General features: G+C 33.9%; 29 protein-coding genes and 1 riboswitch. Of the genes, 15 read left to right on the top strand and 14 right to left on the bottom strand.

Going from position 1 to position 23293, the window contains the following annotated elements; genetic code table 11:
* Nucleotides 1-94 precede the first annotated feature (94 nt).
* From HNR32_RS11995 to HNR32_RS11985, 3 genes are all read right to left on the bottom strand, one after another.
* The gene (locus HNR32_RS11995; protein WP_183863002.1) at nt 95-901 is read right to left on the bottom strand and encodes an HNH endonuclease; all 807 of its coding nucleotides are present in this window, start codon (nt 899-901) and stop codon (nt 95-97) included.
* Nucleotides 902-909: 8 nt separating this feature from the next.
* Nucleotides 910-1695, bottom strand: coding sequence for an HNH endonuclease (locus tag HNR32_RS11990; RefSeq protein ID WP_196611153.1), 786 nt, complete (start codon nt 1693-1695; stop codon nt 910-912).
* Nucleotides 1696-1862: 167 nt separating this feature from the next.
* On the bottom strand, nt 1863-2465 hold the full coding sequence (locus HNR32_RS11985; protein ID WP_183863000.1) for a histidine phosphatase family protein: 603 nt from the start codon (nt 2463-2465) through the stop codon (nt 1863-1865).
* A gap of 692 nt (nt 2466-3157) precedes the next feature.
* On the opposite strand from HNR32_RS11985, the gene nifH reads away from it, so the two are divergent.
* The 9 genes from nifH to HNR32_RS11940 all read left to right on the top strand — a co-directional run bounded on the left by nifH (nt 3158) and on the right by HNR32_RS11940 (nt 10073).
* Nucleotides 3158-3982 carry a nitrogenase iron protein gene (gene nifH / locus HNR32_RS11980; RefSeq protein WP_183862998.1) on the top strand — a complete coding sequence of 275 codons (825 nt, stop codon included), beginning with the start codon at nt 3158-3160 and terminating at the stop codon, nt 3980-3982.
* Between the two features lie 27 nt (nt 3983-4009).
* Nucleotides 4010-5575, top strand: a complete 1566-nt coding sequence (gene anfD, locus HNR32_RS11975) for a nitrogenase iron-iron protein, alpha chain (RefSeq protein ID WP_183862996.1) — start codon at nt 4010-4012, stop codon at nt 5573-5575.
* Nucleotides 5576-5597: 22 nt separating this feature from the next.
* The gene (gene anfG, locus HNR32_RS11970; protein ID WP_183862994.1) at nt 5598-5945 is read left to right on the top strand and encodes a Fe-only nitrogenase subunit delta; all 348 of its coding nucleotides are present in this window, start codon (nt 5598-5600) and stop codon (nt 5943-5945) included.
* 115 nt (nt 5946-6060) lie between these two features.
* The gene (gene anfK / locus HNR32_RS11965) at nt 6061-7449 is read left to right on the top strand and encodes a Fe-only nitrogenase subunit beta (RefSeq protein WP_183862992.1); all 1389 of its coding nucleotides are present in this window, start codon (nt 6061-6063) and stop codon (nt 7447-7449) included.
* Between the two features lie 18 nt (nt 7450-7467).
* Nucleotides 7468-7896 (top strand): hypothetical protein, encoded by a 429-nt coding sequence (locus HNR32_RS11960; RefSeq protein ID WP_183862990.1) that lies wholly within the window; start codon nt 7468-7470, stop codon nt 7894-7896.
* 25 nt (nt 7897-7921) lie between these two features.
* Complete coding sequence (locus HNR32_RS11955) at nt 7922-8452, top strand: pyridoxamine 5'-phosphate oxidase family protein (RefSeq protein WP_183862988.1); 531 nt, start codon at nt 7922-7924, stop codon at nt 8450-8452.
* A gap of 47 nt (nt 8453-8499) precedes the next feature.
* A complete protein-coding gene (locus HNR32_RS11950; RefSeq protein WP_183862986.1) occupies nt 8500-8826 on the top strand; it encodes a P-II family nitrogen regulator in 327 nt (108 codons plus the stop codon).
* 15 nt (nt 8827-8841) lie between these two features.
* Nucleotides 8842-9246 carry a P-II family nitrogen regulator gene (locus HNR32_RS11945; RefSeq protein WP_183862984.1) on the top strand — a complete coding sequence of 135 codons (405 nt, stop codon included), beginning with the start codon at nt 8842-8844 and terminating at the stop codon, nt 9244-9246.
* 203 nt (nt 9247-9449) lie between these two features.
* Nucleotides 9450-10073 (top strand): Fe-only nitrogenase accessory AnfO family protein, encoded by a 624-nt coding sequence (locus tag HNR32_RS11940; RefSeq protein ID WP_183862982.1) that lies wholly within the window; start codon nt 9450-9452, stop codon nt 10071-10073.
* A gap of 83 nt (nt 10074-10156) precedes the next feature.
* On the opposite strand, the gene HNR32_RS11935 is transcribed toward HNR32_RS11940, so the two are convergent.
* Both HNR32_RS11935 and pdxR read right to left on the bottom strand, forming a co-directional pair.
* Entirely contained in the window at nt 10157-10390 is a 234-nt protein-coding gene (locus HNR32_RS11935) for a DUF1653 domain-containing protein (RefSeq protein ID WP_183862980.1), read from the bottom strand.
* Between the two features lie 30 nt (nt 10391-10420).
* The gene (gene pdxR, locus HNR32_RS11930; protein ID WP_183862978.1) at nt 10421-11857 is read right to left on the bottom strand and encodes a MocR-like pyridoxine biosynthesis transcription factor PdxR; all 1437 of its coding nucleotides are present in this window, start codon (nt 11855-11857) and stop codon (nt 10421-10423) included.
* 121 nt (nt 11858-11978) lie between these two features.
* On the opposite strand from pdxR, the gene pdxS reads away from it, so the two are divergent.
* The 3 genes from pdxS to HNR32_RS14540 all read left to right on the top strand — a co-directional run bounded on the left by pdxS (nt 11979) and on the right by HNR32_RS14540 (nt 13606).
* A complete protein-coding gene (gene pdxS, locus HNR32_RS11925; protein ID WP_183862976.1) occupies nt 11979-12857 on the top strand; it encodes a pyridoxal 5'-phosphate synthase lyase subunit PdxS in 879 nt (292 codons plus the stop codon).
* A gap of 2 nt (nt 12858-12859) precedes the next feature.
* The gene (gene pdxT / locus HNR32_RS11920; protein WP_183862974.1) at nt 12860-13426 is read left to right on the top strand and encodes a pyridoxal 5'-phosphate synthase glutaminase subunit PdxT; all 567 of its coding nucleotides are present in this window, start codon (nt 12860-12862) and stop codon (nt 13424-13426) included.
* A 102-nt stretch (nt 13427-13528) separates the two neighbouring features.
* On the top strand, nt 13529-13606 hold the full coding sequence (locus HNR32_RS14540; protein ID WP_221300618.1) for a putative holin-like toxin: 78 nt from the start codon (nt 13529-13531) through the stop codon (nt 13604-13606).
* A gap of 197 nt (nt 13607-13803) precedes the next feature.
* On the opposite strand, the gene HNR32_RS11915 is transcribed toward HNR32_RS14540, so the two are convergent.
* From HNR32_RS11915 to HNR32_RS11900, 4 genes are all read right to left on the bottom strand, one after another.
* On the bottom strand, nt 13804-14547 hold the full coding sequence (locus HNR32_RS11915) for a hypothetical protein (protein WP_183862972.1): 744 nt from the start codon (nt 14545-14547) through the stop codon (nt 13804-13806).
* A 90-nt stretch (nt 14548-14637) separates the two neighbouring features.
* Nucleotides 14638-15789, bottom strand: a complete 1152-nt coding sequence (locus tag HNR32_RS11910) for a glycoside hydrolase family 3 N-terminal domain-containing protein (RefSeq protein WP_183862970.1) — start codon at nt 15787-15789, stop codon at nt 14638-14640.
* Nucleotides 15790-15936: 147 nt separating this feature from the next.
* Nucleotides 15937-17130, bottom strand: a complete 1194-nt coding sequence (locus HNR32_RS11905) for a pyridoxal phosphate-dependent aminotransferase (RefSeq protein WP_183862968.1) — start codon at nt 17128-17130, stop codon at nt 15937-15939.
* Nucleotides 17131-17215: 85 nt separating this feature from the next.
* Entirely contained in the window at nt 17216-18247 is a 1032-nt protein-coding gene (locus HNR32_RS11900) for a 2-hydroxyacid dehydrogenase (protein WP_183862966.1), read from the bottom strand.
* Nucleotides 18248-18525: 278 nt separating this feature from the next.
* A riboswitch (cobalamin riboswitch) is annotated at nt 18526-18701 on the top strand.
* Between the two features lie 51 nt (nt 18702-18752).
* Here HNR32_RS11900 and HNR32_RS11895 point away from each other — a divergent pair.
* The 3 genes from HNR32_RS11895 (at nt 18753) to HNR32_RS11885 (ending at nt 20300) form a co-directional block, all read left to right on the top strand.
* On the top strand, nt 18753-19703 hold the full coding sequence (locus HNR32_RS11895) for an L-lactate dehydrogenase (protein WP_183862964.1): 951 nt from the start codon (nt 18753-18755) through the stop codon (nt 19701-19703).
* Between the two features lie 77 nt (nt 19704-19780).
* On the top strand, nt 19781-20020 hold the full coding sequence (locus HNR32_RS11890) for a hypothetical protein (protein WP_183862962.1): 240 nt from the start codon (nt 19781-19783) through the stop codon (nt 20018-20020).
* A gap of 40 nt (nt 20021-20060) precedes the next feature.
* Entirely contained in the window at nt 20061-20300 is a 240-nt protein-coding gene (locus HNR32_RS11885; RefSeq protein ID WP_183862960.1) for a hypothetical protein, read from the top strand.
* Nucleotides 20301-20400: 100 nt separating this feature from the next.
* Here the strand turns inward: HNR32_RS11885 and HNR32_RS11880 are convergent, their stop codons facing one another.
* The 5 genes from HNR32_RS11880 to HNR32_RS11860 form a co-directional block, all read right to left on the bottom strand.
* Nucleotides 20401-21213, bottom strand: coding sequence for a MerR family transcriptional regulator (locus HNR32_RS11880; protein ID WP_183862958.1), 813 nt, complete (start codon nt 21211-21213; stop codon nt 20401-20403).
* 110 nt (nt 21214-21323) lie between these two features.
* Nucleotides 21324-21983, bottom strand: coding sequence for a DUF4405 domain-containing protein (locus HNR32_RS11875; RefSeq protein ID WP_183862956.1), 660 nt, complete (start codon nt 21981-21983; stop codon nt 21324-21326).
* A gap of 103 nt (nt 21984-22086) precedes the next feature.
* Complete coding sequence (locus HNR32_RS11870; protein WP_311636893.1) at nt 22087-22257, bottom strand: hypothetical protein; 171 nt, start codon at nt 22255-22257, stop codon at nt 22087-22089.
* On the bottom strand, nt 22217-22702 hold the full coding sequence (locus tag HNR32_RS11865) for a flavodoxin (RefSeq protein ID WP_183862953.1): 486 nt from the start codon (nt 22700-22702) through the stop codon (nt 22217-22219). Before HNR32_RS11865 ends, HNR32_RS11870 begins: the two co-directional genes overlap by 41 nt.
* Nucleotides 22703-22799: 97 nt before the next feature.
* Entirely contained in the window at nt 22800-23168 is a 369-nt protein-coding gene (locus HNR32_RS11860) for a cyclophilin-like fold protein (protein ID WP_183862951.1), read from the bottom strand.
* Nucleotides 23169-23293 lie beyond the last annotated feature (125 nt).

The following is a 23293-nucleotide window of genomic DNA, read 5'->3' as shown; positions in this document are numbered from 1 at the left end:
ATTATACTAAAAACGAGAGGATCATGCTATTTTTATACCAATTATTATTGAATTTTCAAGGTACACAGGTTATTTCACGACTGCGAAGTTTGAGTCATAAAATAAAAATTACATCATTATGGTATTCTATAAATTCTTTATTTGGAGTATAACGTTGTGGTAACAAAATCTTTTCTCCATCTAATTTAATAATAAATTCCTTTGTCATTTTATCTATAGGGTTTTCTTTAAGTTTATCTGATACTATTATTTTGTAATGCGTATCAATTGTAATATACCCTTGATCAAATGCTTTATGATGAAGAACATTCAAACATAATCCATTTTTAGGATTTATTTTTTCATGGTCATTATCACTTTTATTCCATGGTTTAATATGGGCTGCTTCCAACAATGAGTTTATTTTCATTCCTGTCATACAGCACTTTCCTTCATAAGCACTTAAAACTGCTTGACGGAAATAGTCCTGACCTTTACGTCTATGGGTAATATATTCATATTCCCCTACAGTATATCTATTATCATCTTCATTAAATACTAATAAATTTTTATCTTCATCTTTTTGATACTGTATCTGAACTAATATATCATAAATTTCCTGCCATTGGGGATTTTTATTAATCGCTATTAAAACGTCCGATAATTTCTGTTCTTTAAATAAACCTTTATGCTCTTTTGTAATCCCTAAGAATGCTAATGTTCCCTTTGATTGAAAACCTCTTGTATTTTTCTCCCATCCTTCTGAATCATTTTGATTAAAATGAAGAATTTCTGTATCAATTTTTCTATAACTTAATCCCTGAAATAAATACTCATATAACATTGAAGCACATTCTATATCACTATATTTTTTAAACTCACGTGACCTTAAACTAAAAGATAATTGCGGTAATAAATTCATTTTTTCTCCTATACAGTACAGTCATTTTTAAAAATTTCATCATTATGATATTCTATAAATTTCAAATTTGGCTGATTACGATGTGGCAATCTAATTTCTTTATTCTCATAAGAAATTATCCAATTCTTAGTTATATCATCTAATCTTTTCATTTTCTTTAACTGTTCAGATACAATTATTCTATAGTTCTTATCAATAGTAATATATCCTTGATCGAAAGCTTTATCATGCAATGCATTCAAACACAAACCATTAGCAGGATTTACTTTTTCACTTTTATCTAAACACTCATGCCATGGTTTTATATGACTAGCTATTAAAAATTGAGAGACATTAATCCCAGTTATACAACATCGTGTTTCATATGCACTCATTACTGCTGCACGAAAAAAATCTTGTCCTACACGTGTTTTTATCGTTTGTTCTTTTTCTGCGACATCACGACCACCATTTTCATTTACTAAATTAAATTCTTCATATCTATTATTTTTTAATTCTAAAATAATCTCTTCACTTTGAATTGCTAGTTGAAATAGTTTATTTTCAAACTCTTTGAATATCTCTCCGTCTAATTTACTACCATTTTTCAAACCACTAATATTGCGCTTTTGTAAACTTTTATCAAATCTAGCAAGATTACACATTTTCATTGCCAATGATGCCGGTGTCCGTGATAATATTTTAGCAATTTTACAAATTACAGAATTAGTTTGATTTATTTTGCCAAATGGAATTTGATAATATAGCGATAATGCAACAGTAGTTTCTTCTCTTGTCCATCTTCTACCCTTCATTTTATTCATCTTCTTCATTTAATAATTTATTTTTTACTAAAATTATAAAAATACACTTTATGCATTTCTACAAAAAATTTTATATTCCTTCAATTTGCTCATATATCATAAAAAACAAACGTTATCAGCCATTATATAACTGATAACGTTTATTTTTTTACTGCTTTTTATAAATGTGCCGTACCATTTATAAGCTGAACCTGCCATTTTTCTTTATCATAGCCTAGTATATTTATGCCCGTATTACTTTGCTGAAAATTACCCAGATATTGTAAATCAACACCTAGAACAGCTGCTAAAGTTACGGCAATAACAACACCATGAACAACCACTACGACTGTTTTATTATTATTTACAGCCACTATATTATGCATACTATTCATTACTCTTTGCTGAACCTGTACAAAAGTTTCGCCACCAGGAATTCTTACTTTGTCGGGATGTTCTATAAATTTTTCTACTTCTGCCGGCCACTGGGCAAGAACATCCTGATAAACAAGACCTTCCCATTTACCAAAATTCATTTCGCGCAGATTTTTATTTGTCTGTACCTTGCAATGAAACTTACTGCCTATATATTCGGCAGTATTGTAGGCTCTTTGCAGATCACTGGCATATACAGCATCTACTTTGGATACCGGAAAATTATCAGCCAATAATTTTGCCTGTAATATTCCTTTTGCCGATAAATCTACATCTGTCCAGCCATAATATTTTCCCAGCTTATTCCAAACAGTTTCGCCATGACGTATAAGTATAATTTTTGTCATAAGTTTCCCTTTTACCTAAAAAACTCGTTTATTTTAATCAATTTTTGTAAATCTATATTCCTTATCAGCTAAAAAATACAGTTTGCTCTCATACTGTATTTTTATTTTACCATGTCCATATACTTAATTGTCATAAATAAAATTATATTTTATTACACAATATAATTTTATAAAATATTTTTCTGACAAAAAAAATTATCTGTATGATTTATTTGAACAATATTATACAATTTAAAGTATATTATACAAAACTTAAAATATTCTATATATTATTTTTCAAATAGTATATAACTCATGTATATTAAATATTTTATTTTTTCTTAATTTTCTGCATTAATTGCTTCATAACGAATTTTTTACATATATTAGTATTGACTTCATTAAAAAAAAATGCTACACTTGGTCAAACTTAGAAAAGCAAGAGCAAAGGTGCTTTCATTATTATCCTTGGAAAATAATGAAAGCACCTTTTTGCATTTTTTAAGGAGGTGACTATATCGTAAATATGTATAGTAATAAAAAAGCTCTATGAATACTGCAATATTCATAGAGCACGGGTGAATCTCCTATTCCACAGTGATGAGGACTATTTGATATACCCTTTTTTAAGTATAGCAAAACGGGGTTATCTTTTCAAGGGAATAGGCGATGGTTTTAAACGGTAGTGTTAACTTGAGAGGAGAGATTTCGAAATGAGGAAAATTGCGATTTATGGAAAAGGCGGTATTGGTAAATCAACTACACAGCAGAACACTGCAGGTGCAATGGCACATTTTTTTGATAAAAAGGTGTTCATTCATGGCTGTGATCCTAAAGCTGACTCTACCCGTATGATTTTAGGCGGCATGAACCAAAAAACATTAATGGATATGCTCCGCGATGAAGGCGAAGAAAAAATCACTGTTGACCGTGTTGTAAAAGAAGGTTATGGTGGTATCCGTTGTGTTGAATCCGGTGGGCCTGAACCTGGTGTTGGCTGTGCCGGCCGTGGTGTAATAACCGCCATTGATTTAATGGAAAAAAATGGTGCTTATACTGATGATCTCGATTTCGTATTCTTCGATGTCCTGGGCGATGTTGTTTGCGGTGGCTTTGCTATGCCAATACGTGAAGGCAAAGCACAAGAAGTTTATATCGTTGCTTCTGGTGAAATGATGGCAATATATGCAGCCAACAACATATGTAAGGGCTTATTAAAATATGCTAAACAAAGTGGTGTAAGACTTGGCGGTATAATTTGCAACAGTCGTAATGTTGACAGAGAAAAAGAATTTTTGGAAGAATTCACTTCTGCCATCGGTACTAAAATGATTCATTTTGTTCCTCGTGATAATGTCGTCCAAAAAGCTGAATTTAACAAAAAAACCGTTGTAGAATATGACGCTGACTGTAATCAGGCTAATGAATATAAAACTTTAGCAGAAAAAATTATAGATAATAAGGAATTTGTCATTCCTCATCCACTGAAAATGGATGAACTTGAAGCCATGGTCGTTAAATATGGAATATCTGACTGATATATTTTTTAGAAGGGGGATTAAAAAATGCCATATCATGAATTTGAGTGCAGTAAATGCATTCCTGAACGAATTAAACATGCCGTAGATAAAACTCCGGCTGAAAACTTGTCAGATGCACTGCCATTGGGATATTTAAATACTATTCCCGGTACATTATCTGAACGCGGCTGTGCTTATTGTGGTGCCAAACATGTTATCGGAACTCCTATGAAAGATGTAATCCACTTAAGCCACGGCCCTATTGGCTGCACCTATGATACCTGGCAGACTAAAAGATATATCAGTGACAATGACAATTTTCAGTTAAAATATACTTTTGCCTCTGATATGAAGGAAAAACATATTGTTTTTGGTGCAGAAAAAGTATTAAAAGATAATATAATTGAAGCATTTAAAGCTTTCCCTCATATTAAGCGCATGAGCATCTACCAAACATGTGCCTCAGCATTAATTGGTGATGACATAAAAGCTGTTGCCCAGGAAGTCATGGAGGAAATGCCAGATGTCGATATTTTTATATGCAATTCTCCTGGTTTTGCCGGTCCCAGTCAATCCGGCGGTCACCATAAAATAAATATTGCCTGGGTCAATGATAAAGTTGGTCAGGTAGAACCAAAAATCACCAGTGATTACGTAATCAATTATGTAGGTGAATACAACATTCAAGGTGACCAGGAAGTAATGCAGGATTATTTCAAACGAATGGGCATACAAGTATTATCAACGTTTACCGGTAATGGTTCCTATGATGATTTACGTGCAATGCATCGCGCCCATCTCAACGTGCTTGAATGTGCCCGCTCAGCCGAATATATCTGCAATGAATTACGTAAACGCTATGGAATTCCACGTATGGATATTGACGGCTGTGGATTTGGACCGTTAGCATCTTCGCTTAGAAAGATTGGTCTTTTCTTTGGTATTGAAGACAGAGCTGAAGCTATTATCGAAGAAGAAACCAAGCGCTGGAAGCCTGAACTTGATTGGTATGCTGCCCGTTTACAAGGCAAAAAAGTATGTTTATGGCCTGGTGGCTCCAAATTATGGCATTGGGCACACGTAATACATGAAGAAATGGGCTTAGAAGTAGTATCTGTCTATACCAAATTTGGCCATCAGGGTGATATGGAAAAAGGTATTTCCCGTTGTGAAGCAGGGGCACTAGCTATTGATGATCCTAATGAGCTTGAAGGTTTGGAAGCGATGTATAAATTAAAACCAGATCTCATAATTACCGGCAAACGTCCCGGTGAAGTAGCAAAAAAAATCCGCGTTCCTTATCTTAATGCCCATGCCTATCATAATGGCCCATATAAAGGATTTGAAGGCTGGGTAAGATTTGCCCGGGATATTTACAATGCTGTATATTCACCAATTCATAAGCTTGCCTTTGTAGATATAAGCAAAGATGCTATTTCTACTGATAAAAATTTTGTCACCAGACAAATGCTTTCAGATAAAGATATTGATCCTGCTGTTGTTAATTCTAAAGAACTGCATGAATACACCGGCGAATTTGACAGTATAAAAAAATTAAGAAACAAAGAATATCCTAAATTCCCGCAAAAAGGAAAGCTGACGGCAGTGTAATAATATAAGGGGGTATACTTATATGGATATGACCTTGGATTCAAAAAAAGACACTTTGATGGATTACATTATGAAAAATTGTTTATGGCAATTTAATTCCCGTGCTTGGGACAGAGAGCTGCAAAATGAAAATATTATAAAAAAAGCTACACAGCTGCTTTGTCATGAATCTCCCGAGAAATCCACGCCGGCAGACCGCTGTTATTGGGCTGAAGCCAAGCAATTAGTTGATGAATGGCAATGCTTTCCCTGGCTAAGTAAAATGACTGCTACTGATACTAAATGTATGATGGGAAAATTAAAAAATGATCTTGATTCTCAGCTTATTACTAATTCACTAAATGAAGAACTAAATGACCCTAATTATTAAATGTTAATTTTTAAGAACAATCAATTATAAAATAAATGAACTCTATATTTCAGGCTGAAGCATTATGTTTCACCTGAAATAAGATTTCATTTATGAAACTAAAGGAGGGCGTAATATGCCTTGTGAATTAAAAGAAAAAAAACGTACAGGTGTCATTAATCCTATTTTTACATGTCAGCCAGCAGGAGCACAATATGCCAGCATTGGTATAAAGGACTGTATTGCCATTGTACATGGCGGACAGGGATGTGTAATGTTTGTACGATTATGGTTTTCTCAGCACTATAAGGAAAGTTTTGAACTGGCATCTTCATCCGTACATGAAGATGGTGCAGTTTTTGGCGCTGTTCAGCGTGTTGAGCAGGCCGTTGATGTTCTTTTGATGCGCTATCCTTATGTAAAGGTTGTTCCTATAATTTCTACCTGTTCCACAGAAGTAATTGGTGATGATATAGATGGTGTAGTCAATAAACTTAATGAAGGACTATTAAAAGAAAAATATGCTGATCGTGACATCCATCTTATCCCCATTCATACTCCCAGCTTCAAAGGCAGCCATGTATCCGGCTATAATGTTGCCGTTGAGGCAATCATAAAACATTTTGCCAAAAATGATAAAAAAGATAAAAAACTTAATTTATTAACAGGCTGGCAAAATCCCGGTGATGTTAAAACTTTAAAACATTTATTAGCTGAAATGGATGTTGACGCTAATGTCATTTTTGATATTGAGGAATTTGATGCTCCTTTAATGCCTGATGGCAATCATGTAGCCCATGGCAGTACAACAATTGATGACCTGGAAAATACCGGCAGTGCTATCGGTACTATTGCTCTTAATAATTATGAAGTTGGCAAAGCCGCCCATTACCTTGAAGAAACCTTTGATATTCCCACAAAAATAGGTCCTGCCCCTATCGGAATACGCAATACCGATACATTTTTGCAAAATATTAAAGAACTTACTGGAAAATCTATACCTGAATCCTTGGTTAAGGAACGAGGCATTGCACTTGATGCCATTACTGATGTTGCCCATATGTTTTTAGCTGACAAGCGAGTAGCCATTTATGGCCATCCTGATCTTGTCATTGGTCTTGCCGAATTTTGTCTTGACCTTGAAATGAAGCCAGTCCTGCTGCTTTTAGGCGATGATAATACTACCTATACCGAAGAACCCCGCATAAAAGAACTACAAAATAATGTCGATTATGATATGGAAATAATCATGAATGCTGATTTATGGGAATTAGGAGATCGTCTGCAAAATAAAGGTTTAAAACTAGATCTTATTCTTGGTCATTCTAAAGGCCGCTTTATTGCTATGGACAGCAATGTTCCACTTGTACGTGTTGGTTTTCCAATCTTTGACCGGGCAGGCTTTTACAGGCAGCCGATAGTAGGCTATGAGGGTGCTATGATCTTAGCTGAAAGAATGGCCAATGCCTGGTTTACTGATATGGAATATACTAAAAATAAAGAATGGCTTTTAAGTATGTGGTAATGTAAGAAGGTGGTAATAATGAAGGAACAATTTGCATCTAATACTGTTTTAAGCAAAAAGCATAGCAATGCCGTGATGTTTCAGCATCGTGCCGAGCAATTTCTGAAAGAGCGACAATCAAATATTGTAATATTTGATGTCGCTTCTATCTCAATAGAATGTTATCTCATAGCTATATGCGAATTTTATAAAACTGAGCCTAGAACCCATAATTATCAAGCTCTTATGGAGGCAGTAGAATTAATTTCCGATATATCTTTCCCTCCTGAAATTTCCAAACAAATAAGAGCATTGGACAAAGCTTATGGCATATGTTCTATAGATAATTATCAACGTAAAACAGATTTTAATAAATCTGAAATTAGTCAAATATTACAATTATGTACTTCATTATCAACTCTTTCAGAAAAATATTATTCACATTCTAAAACTCTTTTATTGCATTAATCATATTTAAAACAGGAGAATTATCATGGTAGATATCCGCTACAAACAGCGTATCTGTGAAGACAAAGAAAAAATCGACAGATTTTTAAGCACTGTACGAACAGGTATTTTATCAATGCCCACTGACTCAGAGGTGTATGCTGTGCCATTAAATTTTATTTATTACAATAATGCCATATATTTCCATGGTCTTGCATCTGGGCGCAAAGAAGATATTTTAAGCAAACATCCTATATGCTGTTTTAATGTATATAAAGAATACGGAACAGTAAAAGATGCTATGCCCTGCCATGCCGATACAGCTTACTTTAGTATTATACTTTTTGGTACAGTAACCACTATTGATAATCCAAAAGAAAAAGCTGATTTACTTAATATTCTAGTTGAAAAATATATGCCAGGATTCTATCAAAAATCTTTAGACAAGACACTTTTAGAAAATTATAAATCGGGACATGATGATCAAGTAGTACAAGTCCATAAGCTAATTATTGATAATTTAACAGCAAAAGAAAATATTGCTTCCGATTCAGATTTATTTGAGAAACTATCTTAACAATAAATTTTCTATCCACAATCATCTTTGAAAGGAAGTGCCGCGTTATGTTAATGGTTAAGGCATTTGTTCGACCAGAAAAAAAGGATTTAATATTAGAAAAGCTCTCTGAAGCTGGTTTTCACTCAGCAACAATAATTGATGTTGTAGGGCGTGGTAAGCAGCAGGGTATAAAATTTGGTGAACGAATTTACGATGAAATTCCAAAATGCATGCTTATGCTTGGTATTGAAGATAAAGATAAAAATGCTGTAATAAATATTATTTTAGAACAAGCCAAAAGTGGTGATCAGGGTGCTTTCGGGGATGGAAAAATATTTGTTAATCATTTGGACAATGTCTATACTGTTTCCAGTGGGAAAACAGGTTTATAACAGGAGAATTTACTGATGAAAGAAATAACAGCTGTAATTCGCATAGAAAAAATTGGTGCTACCAAAAAAGCTTTATTAGATATTGGCATTCCTGGATTTACCGCCTTCAAAGCAAATGGACGAGGTAAATTAGTAACCGATAAAACATTGCTGAATAAAAGAAAATTATCTATCGTTAAAACCTCCCCATTGGACACTCGCTCCGAATTAGTAATGACTGAATTTATTGACGGAACAAGAACTTTCCCTTGCCGGGTTGTCATAGTACTCGTTGCTGATGAAGATGCAGATAAGGTAGTGCAGGCTATAATTAAAGCTAACCGCACTAACTACGGCATCGGTGATGGCAAAATTTTTGTTTCATCATTTGATGAAGCCATACGGGTACGAACAAAAGAAACAGGCGTTGCCGCTTTGTAATCCAGAATCACATATATTTTATTCATGCTAGTTAAAATTCTAGATGGCTGAAAGGCTCCCATTTAGGGGAGCTGGCAGCAAAGCTGCCTGAGGGGTTAACCCTTCCGACTTGACTTCGTCAAGCCACCTTCCCTGAAGGGACGGCATTAAAACTGCCACTACTGTATTTTTTTCTTATATTAAATTTAAGCTGGTGATTTACAATGAAGATAGCCGCTTTAGTTAATGCTTCTGGAAAAACTATTTCTTTAAACGATAACGGACAGTTAGTTTTATACGAAAAGTCCAAAGATAAATCATGGATTCAATTAAAAAATCTATCATATTATTTTCCAACTGCTGACAATATAGCCGCTATACAAAAATCGCTAAAAAATTATATCAATGCTTTAGATGACTGCCATATTATTTTGGTCAAGGATTGTAAGGCTATATATAGGCTAGTTTTTAGCGAAGCTAATTATCATATTTGGACAGCTGATGACTTAGCAGAAAATCTGCTTGAACAAATATTAACTTTGGAAAATAATAATGATAAAGAAAAAAATATCACCAAAGAGAAAACAGCTGCTGATTATTATCCGGTAGAAAAACAAAAAGACCATTATTACATTGATATTACTGAAGTAATGTCCAACAGCAGTATTCACTCCAGTGATGTGCTTATCCCATTTTTAGAAAAGAAAAATTTCAAAGTACTTGAAATTGATTGCACACATACACCTCACTGGCTCAATAATATTCATAAAACTTTAAATTTGGCTCTTGAAGAACAATATACCAGTTCCGGTTTAATGAAAGTATTTGTTACTCCGCTTATATCATAATTTATAGAAATCCTCCAATTTTTATAAATAACTTCTTAGCAAAAAGACTAGCAATAAATTCCCCGTTTATTGCTAGTCTTTTTTCAACTGATTTTAGTAAACCTGTATTTTGTTTTTATCTCTGGATATTTTTCCCGATCAACTTCACTCATAAACATTGTAAGTGGTCTGGCATATATGCCGAAATCTCCATACAGAGCTTTATAAATAACGAGTATTTCCTCCGTTTCTGTATGTCTGGCAACAGCAATAATCTCATATTTTTTATTTTTGAAATGAAGCCATTTTTCCCTAGCCTGCGGCAATTGTCTGTCCATGTATTTCTCCTTGTAATACCAATAATAAATTTATTTTATCATTTCACCTAAAATTTTCATACCTGTCTCTATTTCCTGCAGGGAAAGTGTCGCAAAGCTTATACGCACATGCCTGTTATCAGCATGATATGGATAAAAATTACTGCCATCGGTAATAAGCAGATTATTTTCTTTAGCTTTCTGGCAAAACACCTTGGAATCAACCTGTTCCGGCAGTTCCAGCCAAAAAGACAAACCACCATGGGGATTATACCACTTTACGTTATCCGGCAGAAATTTTTGTGCTGCAGCTGCTGCAAATTCAAACTGGGCTTTATAAATACGCCGTATATCGTTTATATGTTTTTTCCAATAGCCTTCGCGCAGATAAAGATCAAATATACGCTGTGTAAATCCCGATGTGGATATATCTGTTATATATTTTACCTGCAGTATTTTTTTCGATAAATATTCAGGCATCGTCAAAAAGGCCAGACGCAGTCCCGGCATAAAAATTTTGGACAGACTTTTTATATATATAACCCGGTCATCCCTGTCTATTGATTTTAATGGTGCCATCAATTTTTCACCATAGGAAAGCTCGCTGATATAGTCATCTTCCAAGATAATAATATTATGTCTTTGAGCTAATTTTATCATCTTATTGCGCTTGGCAATACTATACGTAATTCCCGAGGGATTATGCAAAACCGGCATAAGATAGATCAATTTTGGATGAAACTGCTGCAGCTTATTTTCAAGAATTTCAATATTTATGCCATCATCATCCATTGGTATATCTATAATTTTTGCGCCATTAGCTAAAAAAGAAGCTACTGCACCAGGATATGTCGGTGACTCAGTAAAAACATAATCACCATGCTGTAAAAGTGCCCTGGCTACTATATCAATCCCCTGCTGAGCTCCGGAAATAATCTGCAGATTCTCTGCTTTGGTATGAATATTCATATTGTGCAGATGTTTTGCTATTGATTCCCTTAAAGGAAAAAATCCCTGGCTGTCCTGATAACTGAAAGCATGTCCCTGATCACGATCAAGTACTTTCATCATTATTTGCTTGAGCTGATCTACTGATACAATATCAGGATTTAGTGATACTGTACTCATATTAATGGCCTGCATATTTTCCTGCGGTTTTAATATTTCATCCATATAAATATTATCTGCCGCAAATTCATAATCAACTGCTCCATGCTGTCCTGTTGCCTGATCAGATACATAGCTGCCACTGCCTGCCGTCGAATAAATAAAACCGTTTTTTTCCAATTCACGATAAGCACTGACAATCGTTCCGGCATTAACGCCTAATGTCTGTGCCAATTTGCGTATTGGCGGCAGTTTATAGCCGGCTGCCAGTTGTCCATTATGAATTAACTGCAATATTTCATTATAAAGCTGTACATATAATGCTTCCTTATTTTGTTTTGATAATTGTATCGATACAAAGCAATTTATTTTATCTTTCATATTGTATTATCCTCATTTTTTTGTTAGAATAAGAAAATTTATTAAAAACAGTTAATAATTGTATTAGTACAATTATATTTTAATAATTTTTTCAAATTTGTCAACTAGGGGAGATAATAATATGGAAACAAGATACAAATTGAACAAAAATTTAGCTCAAATGTTAAAAGGCGGTGTCATCATGGATGTCACCAATGCTGAACAGGCTAAAATTGCTGAAAATGCCGGAGCCGTGGCTGTAATGGCTTTGGAACGTGTACCAGCAGATATTCGCCGTCAGGGCGGAGTAGCTCGTATGTCTGACCCAAAAATGATTCGTGAAATAAAGGAAACTGTTTCCATTCCAGTTATGGCCAAAGCCCGTATTGGTCATTTTGTTGAAGCCCAGATTTTAGAAGCACTAGGCATTGATTATATCGACGAATCAGAAGTTCTTACACCAGCTGATGATGTAAATCATATCAATAAATCTGCTTTCAAAATTCCTTTTGTCTGCGGTGCGAGAAATCTTGGTGAAGCCCTGCGCCGTATTGGTGAAGGTGCATCAATGATTCGTACCAAAGGTGAAGCTGGTACTGGCAATGTTATTGAAGCTGTCCGTCACATGCGCACAATGACCAATGATATGAAAAAAGTCCAGTCGGCTTCTTCCATGGAGCTGATGCATATTGCCAAAGAATTTGGTGCTCCTTTCGAAGCTATAAAATACATACATGAAAATGGTCATCTTCCAGTAGTAAACTTTGCTGCCGGTGGTATTGCCACTCCTGCCGATGCTGCCCTTATGATGCAGCTGGGCGTTGATGGTGTATTTGTTGGTTCCGGCATATTTAAATCGGGCAATCCAGCCAAAAGAGCCAAAGCTATCGTTGAAGCAACAACTTATTACGATGATCCGGAAAAATTAGCCGCTATTTCAGAAAATCTCGGTGAAGCAATGGTCGGCATAAATATTGATGAATTGCCGCAGGAACAGCTTCTGGCTCAAAGAGGCTGGTAATTATGAAAACGATTGGTGTTTTATCGATGCAGGGAGCAGTAAGTGAACACCTGCAAAAATTACAGCAAGTAGGCGTCAATGCCAAAAGAGTGCGCACACAAGACGATTTTTCGCAAATTGACGGTCTTATCATTCCCGGCGGGGAATCAACTGCTATTGGTAAATTATTGGATGATTTTAATATGACTGATTTCATCCGTGAACAGATAAAAAACGGTCTGCCTGTATGGGGAACCTGTGCCGGCATGATACTATTAGCCAAAAATATTTCCAATCAGGAAAAAACTTATCTTGCCACTATGGATATTACCGTCCAGCGTAATGCCTATGGCAGTCAGCTGAACAGCTTTGTTACCGAAGAAAAAATTACGCAGATTTCCCCGAATAAACTGCCACTGATATTTATTCGTGCACCTTATATTGAATCGGCTGACACTGATGTAAATATTTTAGCCGTTGTTGATAACAATATTGTTGCCGCACAGCAAAATAATATGCTCGTTACTTCTTTTCATCCCGAGCTAACTGATAATAACGATGTTCATCTTTATTTTAAAAGCATGTGCTGATAAAAAAAGCACCTACCTTATTTAGGTAGACGCTAATGATCGGTTATGATATACTAATTTTCATGGATAGTTGATTGGCTTTCCCTTTCGGGAGGTGACGCCATGAATACATTTCAAGTATTGTCTTTAATGATAAGCTTTGGTATTCTTATCGTCGCTATTATTTCATGCTGTAAATAAATGAAATAAAGCCAGATCTTGGCAGACCCAGCTTTTCTTTCAATCTTATCATTTTACGAGGAAAGCTGTGCCCCGCCAGGCATTAATCAACTATCCTTATCTTGTTTTCATAATAACATAACTCATACTTTATTGCAATAATACCGCTATATAAAACTTGTATCAATAAAATTTTATATAGCGGTATATTTTATTGATTAAAGTTTCCATTTTACAGTAGTTATTATCATATCTTCACGCTTTACTATATCAAGCATTTTATTAAAGGCTGACTGGGCATCTTCATTTTCTTTCAGCCAAACTTCTTTAACCTTGTCAAAGGAACTGCTAATCTGCTCTAATGGATACGATTTTAATGCTTGATACAGATATAATACTGCTGTTTTATTATCTTCTTGTTTATGCATTATCTGTGCTTTAGCATAATAGGCATAAAATAAATAGCTATTGCCATTTTCGCCCAATTTTTCTTTTTCTTTTATTTTTTCATCAGCCATAATAAGTGCTGTCTGCAAATCACCGGAACTTATTACAATCTGGCAGCGTGTATTCCAGATTTCCCCTTTTGTAACATATGTTAACTCTGATGTATCAATATTATCCAATATAGCAATCGCCATATCAATGTATTTCAGTGCCGGTTCTGCCAGCTTTTGTGCCTGCCATGTCAAATAGCCTAAATCGTGCAGTGCCCATGCTTTTATTTCCAAATCTTTTGTTTCTGTCAAATTAACATCGACTATTGTTTTTAATATATCAATTGTCGGCTGTAAATTATTTTTATCAAGTAAAAAAATACACCTGGCTACTGTTATTCTATCCTGCCAGTCGGAAACTCCACCATTTTTTTCAATATCCTTGGCCATTTGTACCAATGGCTCGCGGTCTTTTTCAATTATATAGTCGAGCCATTTTTTAAAATCTTTCTCTGTTATCTGCAAAATTATCTCCTCATTATTCTATAATTTATATTGCTATATTTATTTAAACCTTTTAATTCACGATGATGCTGCTAACACCATAACAAAAATTTATTTTAAATGCTGTAATTTTACTTTAACTATTCGTTTTACCGATTCATCAATACGACTTTGGCTTATTTCCCCTTTTTTCGCGGCATCCAATAAGCCCATATAAACATCTTCCTCATGCGGATATTCATGGCATACCATAACAATATCAGCACCAGCTTGTACAGCTTTTACACCTAATTCACTGAAATTATAATGCTTGGAAACTGCACCCATTTCCATATCATCAGTAATAACTATACCTTTATAGCCCATTTTTTTGCGCAAAAGCTCAGTTATTATATACGTTGACAAGCTTGCCGGATTTTTTTCGTCCAAAGCTGTATATTTTAAATGCGATACAAGAATCATATAATTATCCGGATTATTATTTTTTACTACTGTTTGAAACGGTAAAAAATCCTCTGCCTGCAATGTTTTTTCTGAGGCTGTAATTGCCGAGAGTTCCTTATGAGAATCTACTTTCCCTTTACCTATCCCCGGAAAATGTTTTAATGCATAAATAATATTTTCCTGCTCATAGCCTTTAGCGGCAGCTGCAACAAATTCTGTTACTGTTTTGGCCTCTTTACTATATGAACGCGTATCATTGGAACCAACATCGGCTACCGGTGCAAAATTTACATTTATTCCCATTTCTTTAAGCGATTTTGCTGTTTTTTGTGCCCATTTTTGTGCATTATCAATATCACCAGACTGACCTATTTCCTGCTGGGACGGTGGTGGTATCAGCGCGTTTTTCATTCTTACTACCCTGCCGCCTTCTTCATCCATTGCAATAAACAAAGGTACTTTTTCATTGGAATTTTTTTGTAAATCCTCGGTAAATTTTCTGACCTGCTCTTGCGCCTGCATATTACGGTCAAAGAATATAATCCCGCCCATATGGTATTCATTCAATAAATATCTACTGTCATCATTTATCTCTTTTCCCCGCACACCGATCATCATCATTTGCCCGATTTTTTCCGAAAGTGACATTGAGGCTACAATTTTTTCAGCCTTGCTGTCAATATTTTCCTTTTGTTGCACTGTATCTGCTGTCATCTTGCCATTTTTAGATTCACTGTTAATATTACTGCATCCTGCCAGCAAAAAAAATATACAGCATACTATTATAAATTTTAAATACAAAGAACTACTCTTTTTCATTATCGTCTCCTTTAATATAACTTTCACTAAATTATTCTGATAATCTATTTTATCATCTTAATATAGTTTTCTACAAATTATAATAGCCAGTGACTTAGATTTAATCTAAATCGCTGGCTATTATATTAATTATACTTATATTTATTACTATTTGTTTGGATATTCAGCAGCAACAAATTTTTCAAAAGCTATCAAGGAACGTTTTACTTTTTCTGTATCAATGCAGTAAGCCATACGGAAATAACCTGGACAGCCAAAACTGTCACTTGGTACAAGAATCAAATCATATTTAAGTGCTTTTTTGCAGAAAGCCACCGCATCATCTTCCAGTGCTTTCGGGAAAATATAAAATGTACCATCTGGTCTTGGCACTTCAAAACCAAGTTCCACAAGTTTATCATAAATCAGGTTCATATTTTCTTCATAGACACTTAAGTCAGATGTCATATCGATAACCTTGGCTACTGCCAGCTGAATTATTGATGCCGGGCAGTTATGACCAATACCACGCGAAACCTGACCACACATTGGAACTATATATTCGGCATCTTTACAACTTGGATTTACTGCCACATACCCGATACGTTCACCCGGAAGTGACAATGATTTAGAGAATGAATAGCAGGAAAGCGTATTGTCATAAAATTTAGCTACATATGGTATCTCTTTACCGTCAAAAATAATTTCACGATAAGGTTCATCAGATATTATAAATATTTCATGACCATATTCTTTCTGTTTTTTATTTAAAATATCTGCTAATTTTTTTAATGTATCATCAGAAAATAATATTCCGGATGGATTACTTGGCGTATTGATAAGAACTGCTGCTGTTTTTTCGGAAATAACTTTTTCAAATTCAGCAAAATCAATCTGAAAATCTGGTATACTAGCTGGAACCAATACTAATTTTGCCCCTGTCTGATTTACATATGGTTGATATTCAGGAAAAATTGGAGCAAAAGCAATAATTTCATCACCTGGCTTACTGATACAGCGAAAAGCATGTGCCAAAGCTGCTGCTGCACCACTGGCTGGGAAAATATGCTCTGGTCCATAAGCAATTCCAAAGCGTCTTTTTAATGAATCAGCAACAACTTTACGAAATACATTATTTCCCAATGTAGGGCTATAACCATGAAGTGCACATGGATTTTCATTTTTTAGTAAATCTTCCATTACCTGCGTGAATTTTTCTGGTGCTGGAACGGATGGATTACCAAGACTATAGTCAAATACATTTTCATACCCTATTTCACTGCCGCGTCTTTGTGCATATTCAGCAAATTCACGAATTACTGACTTTCCCTGCAGCATATCCTTAAACAATTTTGAAATCAAATTAAAATCCTCCCATGTTTACTATTATCTATATAAATTCAATTATAGCTGTTTTTTCTACTTTGTATTCTTCGAAATAAATTTATTATTTTTCTCTGCCGGCAAAAAGCGGCTCAGACTTTTTTTCAGGGACATTATTAACTATATATTTAGGAGTTTCTCCTTGCAATGCTTTTTCGACATTTTGCCAGTCAAATGAATGTGCTCTGCGAAAAAAAGCAGTAGAAATACCACCGATATGCGGTGAAAAAATAACTCTGTCTTTATATTCTTCTGGCAAATTCAATAATACATTATCTTTAGTTGTTGGTTCCGGTGCTACAGTATCAAGCCCCGCCCCTAAAATTTTCCCTGTAACAATCGCATTATATAAAGCTTCATTATCAACAATTTCACCACGGGCTGTATTTATCAGATAAGCTGTTTTTTTCATTTTAGACAAAAATTCAGCATCAACCATTTTAGTGGTTTCATTAGTAACTGGGCAATGAATACTTACAATGTCACACTCTTTAAGCAATGTATCTATATCAGTATATGATACATTGTACTCTTTTTCAACTTCTTTAGACACTCTTGTATGTTTATTATAAACTACTTCACAATTAAATGCTGCCAGTCTTTTAGCGGTAGCTTTAGCTATATCACCAAACCCGATTAAACCAACTTTACAATCACTCAGTTCAGTAAGCCCTTCATACATAAGGCGTTTTTTCATTGCCATTTGATTGCCGGCTCTTTCTTCCCTGTCACCAATTATAATACTCCGCAATGATCCCAGCATTAAAAGAATAGTCTGTTCAGCTACTGCATCAGCATTAGCACCCTTACAGTTGCAAACATATATTCCTTTCATTTTAGCTGCTTCACAATCAAATTTATTAAAACCTACTGCTTCTGACTGAATAATTTTTAAGTTTGGCATTTTATTAATGAGCTCAGCTGAAACTTCTGCCATCGGGTCAGCAATAACAGCATCACAATCCCAGGCATTTTCCAAAATTTCATTATCATCTATTCCCAATGGCAAAAAAACTATTGTACTGTTTTTGATAACAACCAAATCCGGCATATATTTTCTATAACGATCTTCATTACCGATAACTAAAATTTTCATATAAATCATCCTCTGTCATGTTAAAATAGCTTCCATTAAAAATAATAAACACTAATGTTACTATAGGGTCAAGATAAAAATATATACCATTTATTATTTGTTTTTGTTATCTACCCAAACTATATATAATTTTTATTTATTATTTTTTACTATATTATAATTTTTGCAGATTTGACAAATTTAAATCCTTGTGACAAACTAGTAGAGGATTTTTTATAAATAAACTGCAATTGAATACAATCATCTAAATTATCAGTTTATTTATAAATACCATTTATTTTAATATTGATGGAACAGGTGTCACAGACTTAATAGAGAATCCGGTATAAGCCGGAGCTGTCCCGCAGCTGTAATGCAGAGTAAATTACAATATGTCATTGAGATACAATATCTTGAGAAGGCGTAATTTACAATGAAGCAAAGCCAGAAGAACTGCCTGTTTAACAATCACCATGCCATAAATATTAATATGGCACACCTACGAGTGATAGGGAGGAGAATTTTTATGATTAAACAAGGGAAAATTGTAATTATTGGAGCAAGCAATGTAGGCTCCGCTATTTTAAACAAAATTACTGATTTTCAACTAGCATCGGAGATTGCTCTTATTGATCTCAACGAAGACAAAGCAGCAGGTGAGGCTCTTGATGCCAGCCATGCAACATCCTGCATCTACAGTACTAATATTAATGTTCATGCTGGTACATATGAAGACTGCCAGGATGCCGCTATCATTATTATTACTGCAGGTCCCAGCATCAGACCTGGTGAAACACCGGATCGTCTTATTCTGGCAAAAACCAATACCAAAATCATGGGCAGCATCATGACTGAAATCATGAAATATACCAAAGAAGCAATGATTATTGCTATAACAAATCCTTTGGATGTCGCTACTCATTATATTTCTACTCATTTTGATTATCCACGCGAAAAAATAGTTGGCACAGGCACTATGCTTGAAACCTTCCGTTTTCGTCGCATTTTAGCCAATCATTATCATGTTGATCCTAAAAACATTCATGGTTACATTTTAGGTGAACATGGTAATTCTGCCTTTCCTGCCTGGAGCACAGTAAATATTGCTGGTATGCCCTTGGAACATCTTGATGACTGCTTTAATTTTTCTGATAAAATAGATTATAAAGCTATTGAAGATGAAATTGTTCAGGTAGCATATGATATTATTAATCTGAAAGGCTGGACTAACACTGGTATATCTATGGTTGCCTGTCGTTTTATAAAATCTATTATCTACGATGAACATACCATTCTGCCAATGTCAGCTGTACTTGAAGGCGAATATGGTCTGCATGATGTCGCTTTGAGTATTCCCCGTATGCTTTGCGCCGAAGGTGTCGTAAAATCTTTTGAAGTAAAACTTACTGATAAAGAAAGACAGCTTCTTTTAACTTCTGCTGATAGTGTAAAAAATGCCTTAAACGGCTGCAAATAATATACAAATAACCGTGTGTCATTAATATGGCAGATGGTTATTTGGCGTTGTCTATTTATTTAAGGAGATGCTTATTTATGAATCATATCAAATTTTCATCCAGTGATGGTCAATTATATCACGATAATAAGGCTGGCAATCTAAAAATTGATTTTGACGGCGAGGGCAACATAGCAATTTTCCCTAAAAACGATGGAGAAATAAACTTATCCCGGCAGGGTGCCTATCAATTATTCGAAAATTGGATTATCGAAATGAAAACAACTATGCTCCCTTCCGATAAAGAACGTTTAATTGATTTGCTTACTATAAAATAACAAATATAAATTTAAAATAATATTGGAGTTAACTTTTACCATGTCTATAAATGATAAAAATATAACTGCCTTCCTAACACCTGTCGGCTGGCAAAAAAATAAAAACAATGAGCCTGTTTATCAAACTGCTCATATCAGTATAAACCGCTCTTCCTATGGAAAACCTTGGCAAATAACAAAATATTCTGTAGAAACATATACTGATAATAAAAAATCATTGCAGGAACTTCATAACAAATATGGTGATATACCTTCACATGATTTTATAAAAAAATATTGATATAAAAAATGAACCCTGTTTAAATACAAGGGTTCATTTTTTTACCAATTATACAGACTGCCATAAATTTTTTAACTTAATACTATTAATACTATCTGTATTACTTATACGGCAATAATATTTGCGTTACATATTTATTTAAATCATTAGTAACACCATAATCGATTAACGCTGTTTCAATAGAATTATCTATTAATTGCATATTATGCTGTTTTAAATATTGCAGTAGTTTTTTATAGTACGGTGCAGCATTCATATGTGAACCATTAAAACGAATGCGTAGATATTTTCTTTTGGGAAAAGTAGTGTACGCCGGATTATCTTTATCCTCATCTTCTATTATCATAAAAATACCCGAATATTTATTAAATTGACTGCTATGTAAATCTTCCATAGCGATAGATATCCCAATCTTGCCTAAAAATACATCACCATTTATTCCATAATTTTCAATTAGCTCGGAAACTCGATATTCAATATCATCGCCCAGCATATAATCACGTCTTAAATACACAGCCCGCCATTCTGGTAATTCTATTTTTTCAATTTTATTAAGAGAAATACTAAGCGCATCTTCAATCTGCTGCAAACGGCGATCAATTCTTTTTTCTACATTTTCCAATTCCTGTTTTTTACAGGCAATAGTTTCTTTTTGTTCCTTAAGCATTGCTGTCAATGTATCTATTTCACGATAATTAAAAAAATCCATTATTTTTTTTATTGGCATATCGAGTGTCCGCAGATATTTTATGGAATTTAATCGTTCAAACTGTCCAGTTGAATAATAACGATACTTAGTTTGTTCATCTGTTTCCTGCGGTTTCAATAAACCTATACTATCATAATAACGCAGTGTTTCTATTTTTATATGGAATAATCGCGAAACCTCACCAATTGTAAATAACTCTTTCACCTTTTTATTTTCCACCTAATAAATACAATTATTTTTAATATTTATTATACAAGGGGATTTTAATAACTGTCAAAATATTATTTTTAAAACTATGGCCTTATTATAGTAATCTATCTACTATTTTTTGCCAATAATTTTGTTAGGTAATGCGTAATTCCAATATAAGAAGCAATAATCAACGTATAGTCCATAAAGAACTGCATTGCTGACGGACGCTGTCCCCCTCTAAAAGAATGCTCCATTAAAAGCTTTGCCCCAACATGATTAGTAAATGACGCATATACCCCATAAGCAATAATACCTGCTACTAAAGCAGTACCAATAATTGCATATTTTTTATAAAATTTTTCTATACCCAGCCAGTGCTGCAAACGAATCCAGAGCATTTTCCAATGAAAGCCCAAATGAATACCAATCGTAATGAAACATATATATGCACTTACTTGATGTATTTGATGCCATAAAATTGTACTACTGCCATGTACCGCAAGTGATGGTATCAATGAACGAGATATCAATAATCCTGAAATCATTACAACAACAAATGATAGTACAAATAAAATATTTATTATTGCCACCATTATACGGCGTATATTTTGTTTTCCATTAAAAAAAGTCTTATACCAGCTAATATTTAATTTATTGTGCCATAAAGCTAATAATAATATAATCGCACCAATTATTTCATGTAAAAAGTTATGTGTAAAACGATAATTCATTAACAATAAAAACATTATCACCATCATTATATTTAATATATTTCTTTTCATAATACCATCCCTTCTTTCTTCTTTCATAATACCAAAAAATATAGAAAAATTTATGACATTATTTTGTTATTTATCGCACATTTTAAACATAAATAAAATATTATTAATTTTTCCAATCAGCTTTTTCCAGCCATTCTTTTATATTTTTTTTATCATAATCAGAACTTTGTCCTTCTAATATTAATTCGTCATCAACTTTCGATTTCACTGCAATTTTTTTGATATCTTCCAGGCTATGTCCGCCGCCATAACCACCATGTGTGCAAAACGGCACTATTGTTTTTCCTGCCAATTCCGGACTTGTCAAAAAGGACGCTGTAACAGGTGATGGTATACCACCAGATTGGTGTGCCAACATAAACAACATCATATTTAGCCAAATCAGGTACTTTTTCTTTTAGTTTTGGTTTATATCCTTCATCAACTTCCTTTTTCCCTTGGTCAACAACAGTATCGTAATCTTTAGAATATGGTACTTCCGGTTGTATTTCAAAAATATCCGAATCTGTCATTTTTTGAATTTGCTTTGCTAATACGCGTGTATTACCTGTGTACGAAAAATATACTACAATCGATTTCTTTTCATTATTTTTCTGCCCATTTTGCTGCACTATATTTACTTGGTTATTCTGTTGGGCTGACTCTGTTCCCCATATATGCCAGCCGCCTATTGCCAATAAAATAACCACGATTATTTCTAAAAATATTTTTTTACTCATTACTCTTTCCTCATCATATATTTATATTATTAACCAAAATGATTTTCAAAAAAGACGCATGGCGATAGCCAATACGTCTTTTTATGTTAATTATTTTTTATTCAATAACTTCAATTTTAACTTCAGTATTATTGAGTTTTGATAATTCTTTTAGACCGGTGCAAATATGCCCCATTGGAACAAGACCACTGGCATAACAAAAATCATTATAAAAAATTGCTAGATTTCCCCACGGTGCATATAAAGTTATATCACCTTTTTGTGGTGTACAGCCAGCCGGTGCACTTTTTGTTGATAATTTTCTTGGCGGATTAGCAATTTTTTCTGTACCGGAATAATCCTTGAAATCAAGCGTTAATGGCAGCATTGATATAAAATCCTGACTAGTTGGATTATTAGAAAGTTCTGCGGTTACCTCACTATTGTCAAAAGTCATTTTTATTTTAGTAACATTTGATTTTCTCATATTTTATATTTTATCCCTAATACTATTTACACGTAAATTGCAATAGCAAATTGAACACTTTTTTATCCATAATTATTTTTGGTTAGAATATATTTTATCTAAATTTTCATCAAAAAGCTCTTCTG

The sequence above is a fragment of the Pectinatus brassicae genome (genome assembly GCF_014201835.1).
Lineage (GTDB): Bacteria > Bacillota > Negativicutes > Selenomonadales > Selenomonadaceae > Pectinatus > Pectinatus brassicae.
The sequence above is the reverse complement of the archived record's forward strand: the minus strand, read 5'-3'. Positions and strand labels throughout refer to the sequence as shown.

Coding starts and splice junctions, on each gene's coding strand:
- HNR32_RS11960 (WP_183862990.1), top strand. CDS start 7,468: ATGAAGGAACAATTTGCATCTAATACTGTTTTAAGCAAAAAGCATAGC.
- HNR32_RS11995 (WP_183863002.1), bottom strand. CDS start 901: ATGAATTTATTACCGCAATTATCTTTTAGTTTAAGGTCACGTGAGTTT.
- anfK (WP_183862992.1), top strand. CDS start 6,061: ATGCCTTGTGAATTAAAAGAAAAAAAACGTACAGGTGTCATTAATCCT.
- HNR32_RS11910 (WP_183862970.1), bottom strand. CDS start 15,789: ATGAAAAAGAGTAGTTCTTTGTATTTAAAATTTATAATAGTATGCTGT.
- HNR32_RS11950 (WP_183862986.1), top strand. CDS start 8,500: ATGTTAATGGTTAAGGCATTTGTTCGACCAGAAAAAAAGGATTTAATA.
- pdxR (WP_183862978.1), bottom strand. CDS start 11,857: ATGAAAGATAAAATAAATTGCTTTGTATCGATACAATTATCAAAACAA.
- HNR32_RS11935 (WP_183862980.1), bottom strand. CDS start 10,390: ATGGACAGACAATTGCCGCAGGCTAGGGAAAAATGGCTTCATTTCAAA.
- HNR32_RS11940 (WP_183862982.1), top strand. CDS start 9,450: ATGAAGATAGCCGCTTTAGTTAATGCTTCTGGAAAAACTATTTCTTTA.
- HNR32_RS11890 (WP_183862962.1), top strand. CDS start 19,781: ATGAATCATATCAAATTTTCATCCAGTGATGGTCAATTATATCACGAT.
- HNR32_RS11875 (WP_183862956.1), bottom strand. CDS start 21,983: ATGAAAAGAAATATATTAAATATAATGATGGTGATAATGTTTTTATTG.
- HNR32_RS11885 (WP_183862960.1), top strand. CDS start 20,061: ATGTCTATAAATGATAAAAATATAACTGCCTTCCTAACACCTGTCGGC.
- HNR32_RS11945 (WP_183862984.1), top strand. CDS start 8,842: ATGAAAGAAATAACAGCTGTAATTCGCATAGAAAAAATTGGTGCTACC.
- nifH (WP_183862998.1), top strand. CDS start 3,158: ATGAGGAAAATTGCGATTTATGGAAAAGGCGGTATTGGTAAATCAACT.
- HNR32_RS11990 (WP_196611153.1), bottom strand. CDS start 1,695: ATGAAGGGTAGAAGATGGACAAGAGAAGAAACTACTGTTGCATTATCG.
- HNR32_RS11865 (WP_183862953.1), bottom strand. CDS start 22,702: ATGAGTAAAAAAATATTTTTAGAAATAATCGTGGTTATTTTATTGGCA.
- anfG (WP_183862994.1), top strand. CDS start 5,598: ATGGATATGACCTTGGATTCAAAAAAAGACACTTTGATGGATTACATT.
- anfD (WP_183862996.1), top strand. CDS start 4,010: ATGCCATATCATGAATTTGAGTGCAGTAAATGCATTCCTGAACGAATT.
- HNR32_RS11860 (WP_183862951.1), bottom strand. CDS start 23,168: ATGAGAAAATCAAATGTTACTAAAATAAAAATGACTTTTGACAATAGT.
- HNR32_RS11955 (WP_183862988.1), top strand. CDS start 7,922: ATGGTAGATATCCGCTACAAACAGCGTATCTGTGAAGACAAAGAAAAA.
- pdxT (WP_183862974.1), top strand. CDS start 12,860: ATGAAAACGATTGGTGTTTTATCGATGCAGGGAGCAGTAAGTGAACAC.
- HNR32_RS11895 (WP_183862964.1), top strand. CDS start 18,753: ATGATTAAACAAGGGAAAATTGTAATTATTGGAGCAAGCAATGTAGGC.
- HNR32_RS14540 (WP_221300618.1), top strand. CDS start 13,529: ATGAATACATTTCAAGTATTGTCTTTAATGATAAGCTTTGGTATTCTT.
- HNR32_RS11985 (WP_183863000.1), bottom strand. CDS start 2,465: ATGACAAAAATTATACTTATACGTCATGGCGAAACTGTTTGGAATAAG.
- HNR32_RS11900 (WP_183862966.1), bottom strand. CDS start 18,247: ATGAAAATTTTAGTTATCGGTAATGAAGATCGTTATAGAAAATATATG.
- pdxS (WP_183862976.1), top strand. CDS start 11,979: ATGGAAACAAGATACAAATTGAACAAAAATTTAGCTCAAATGTTAAAA.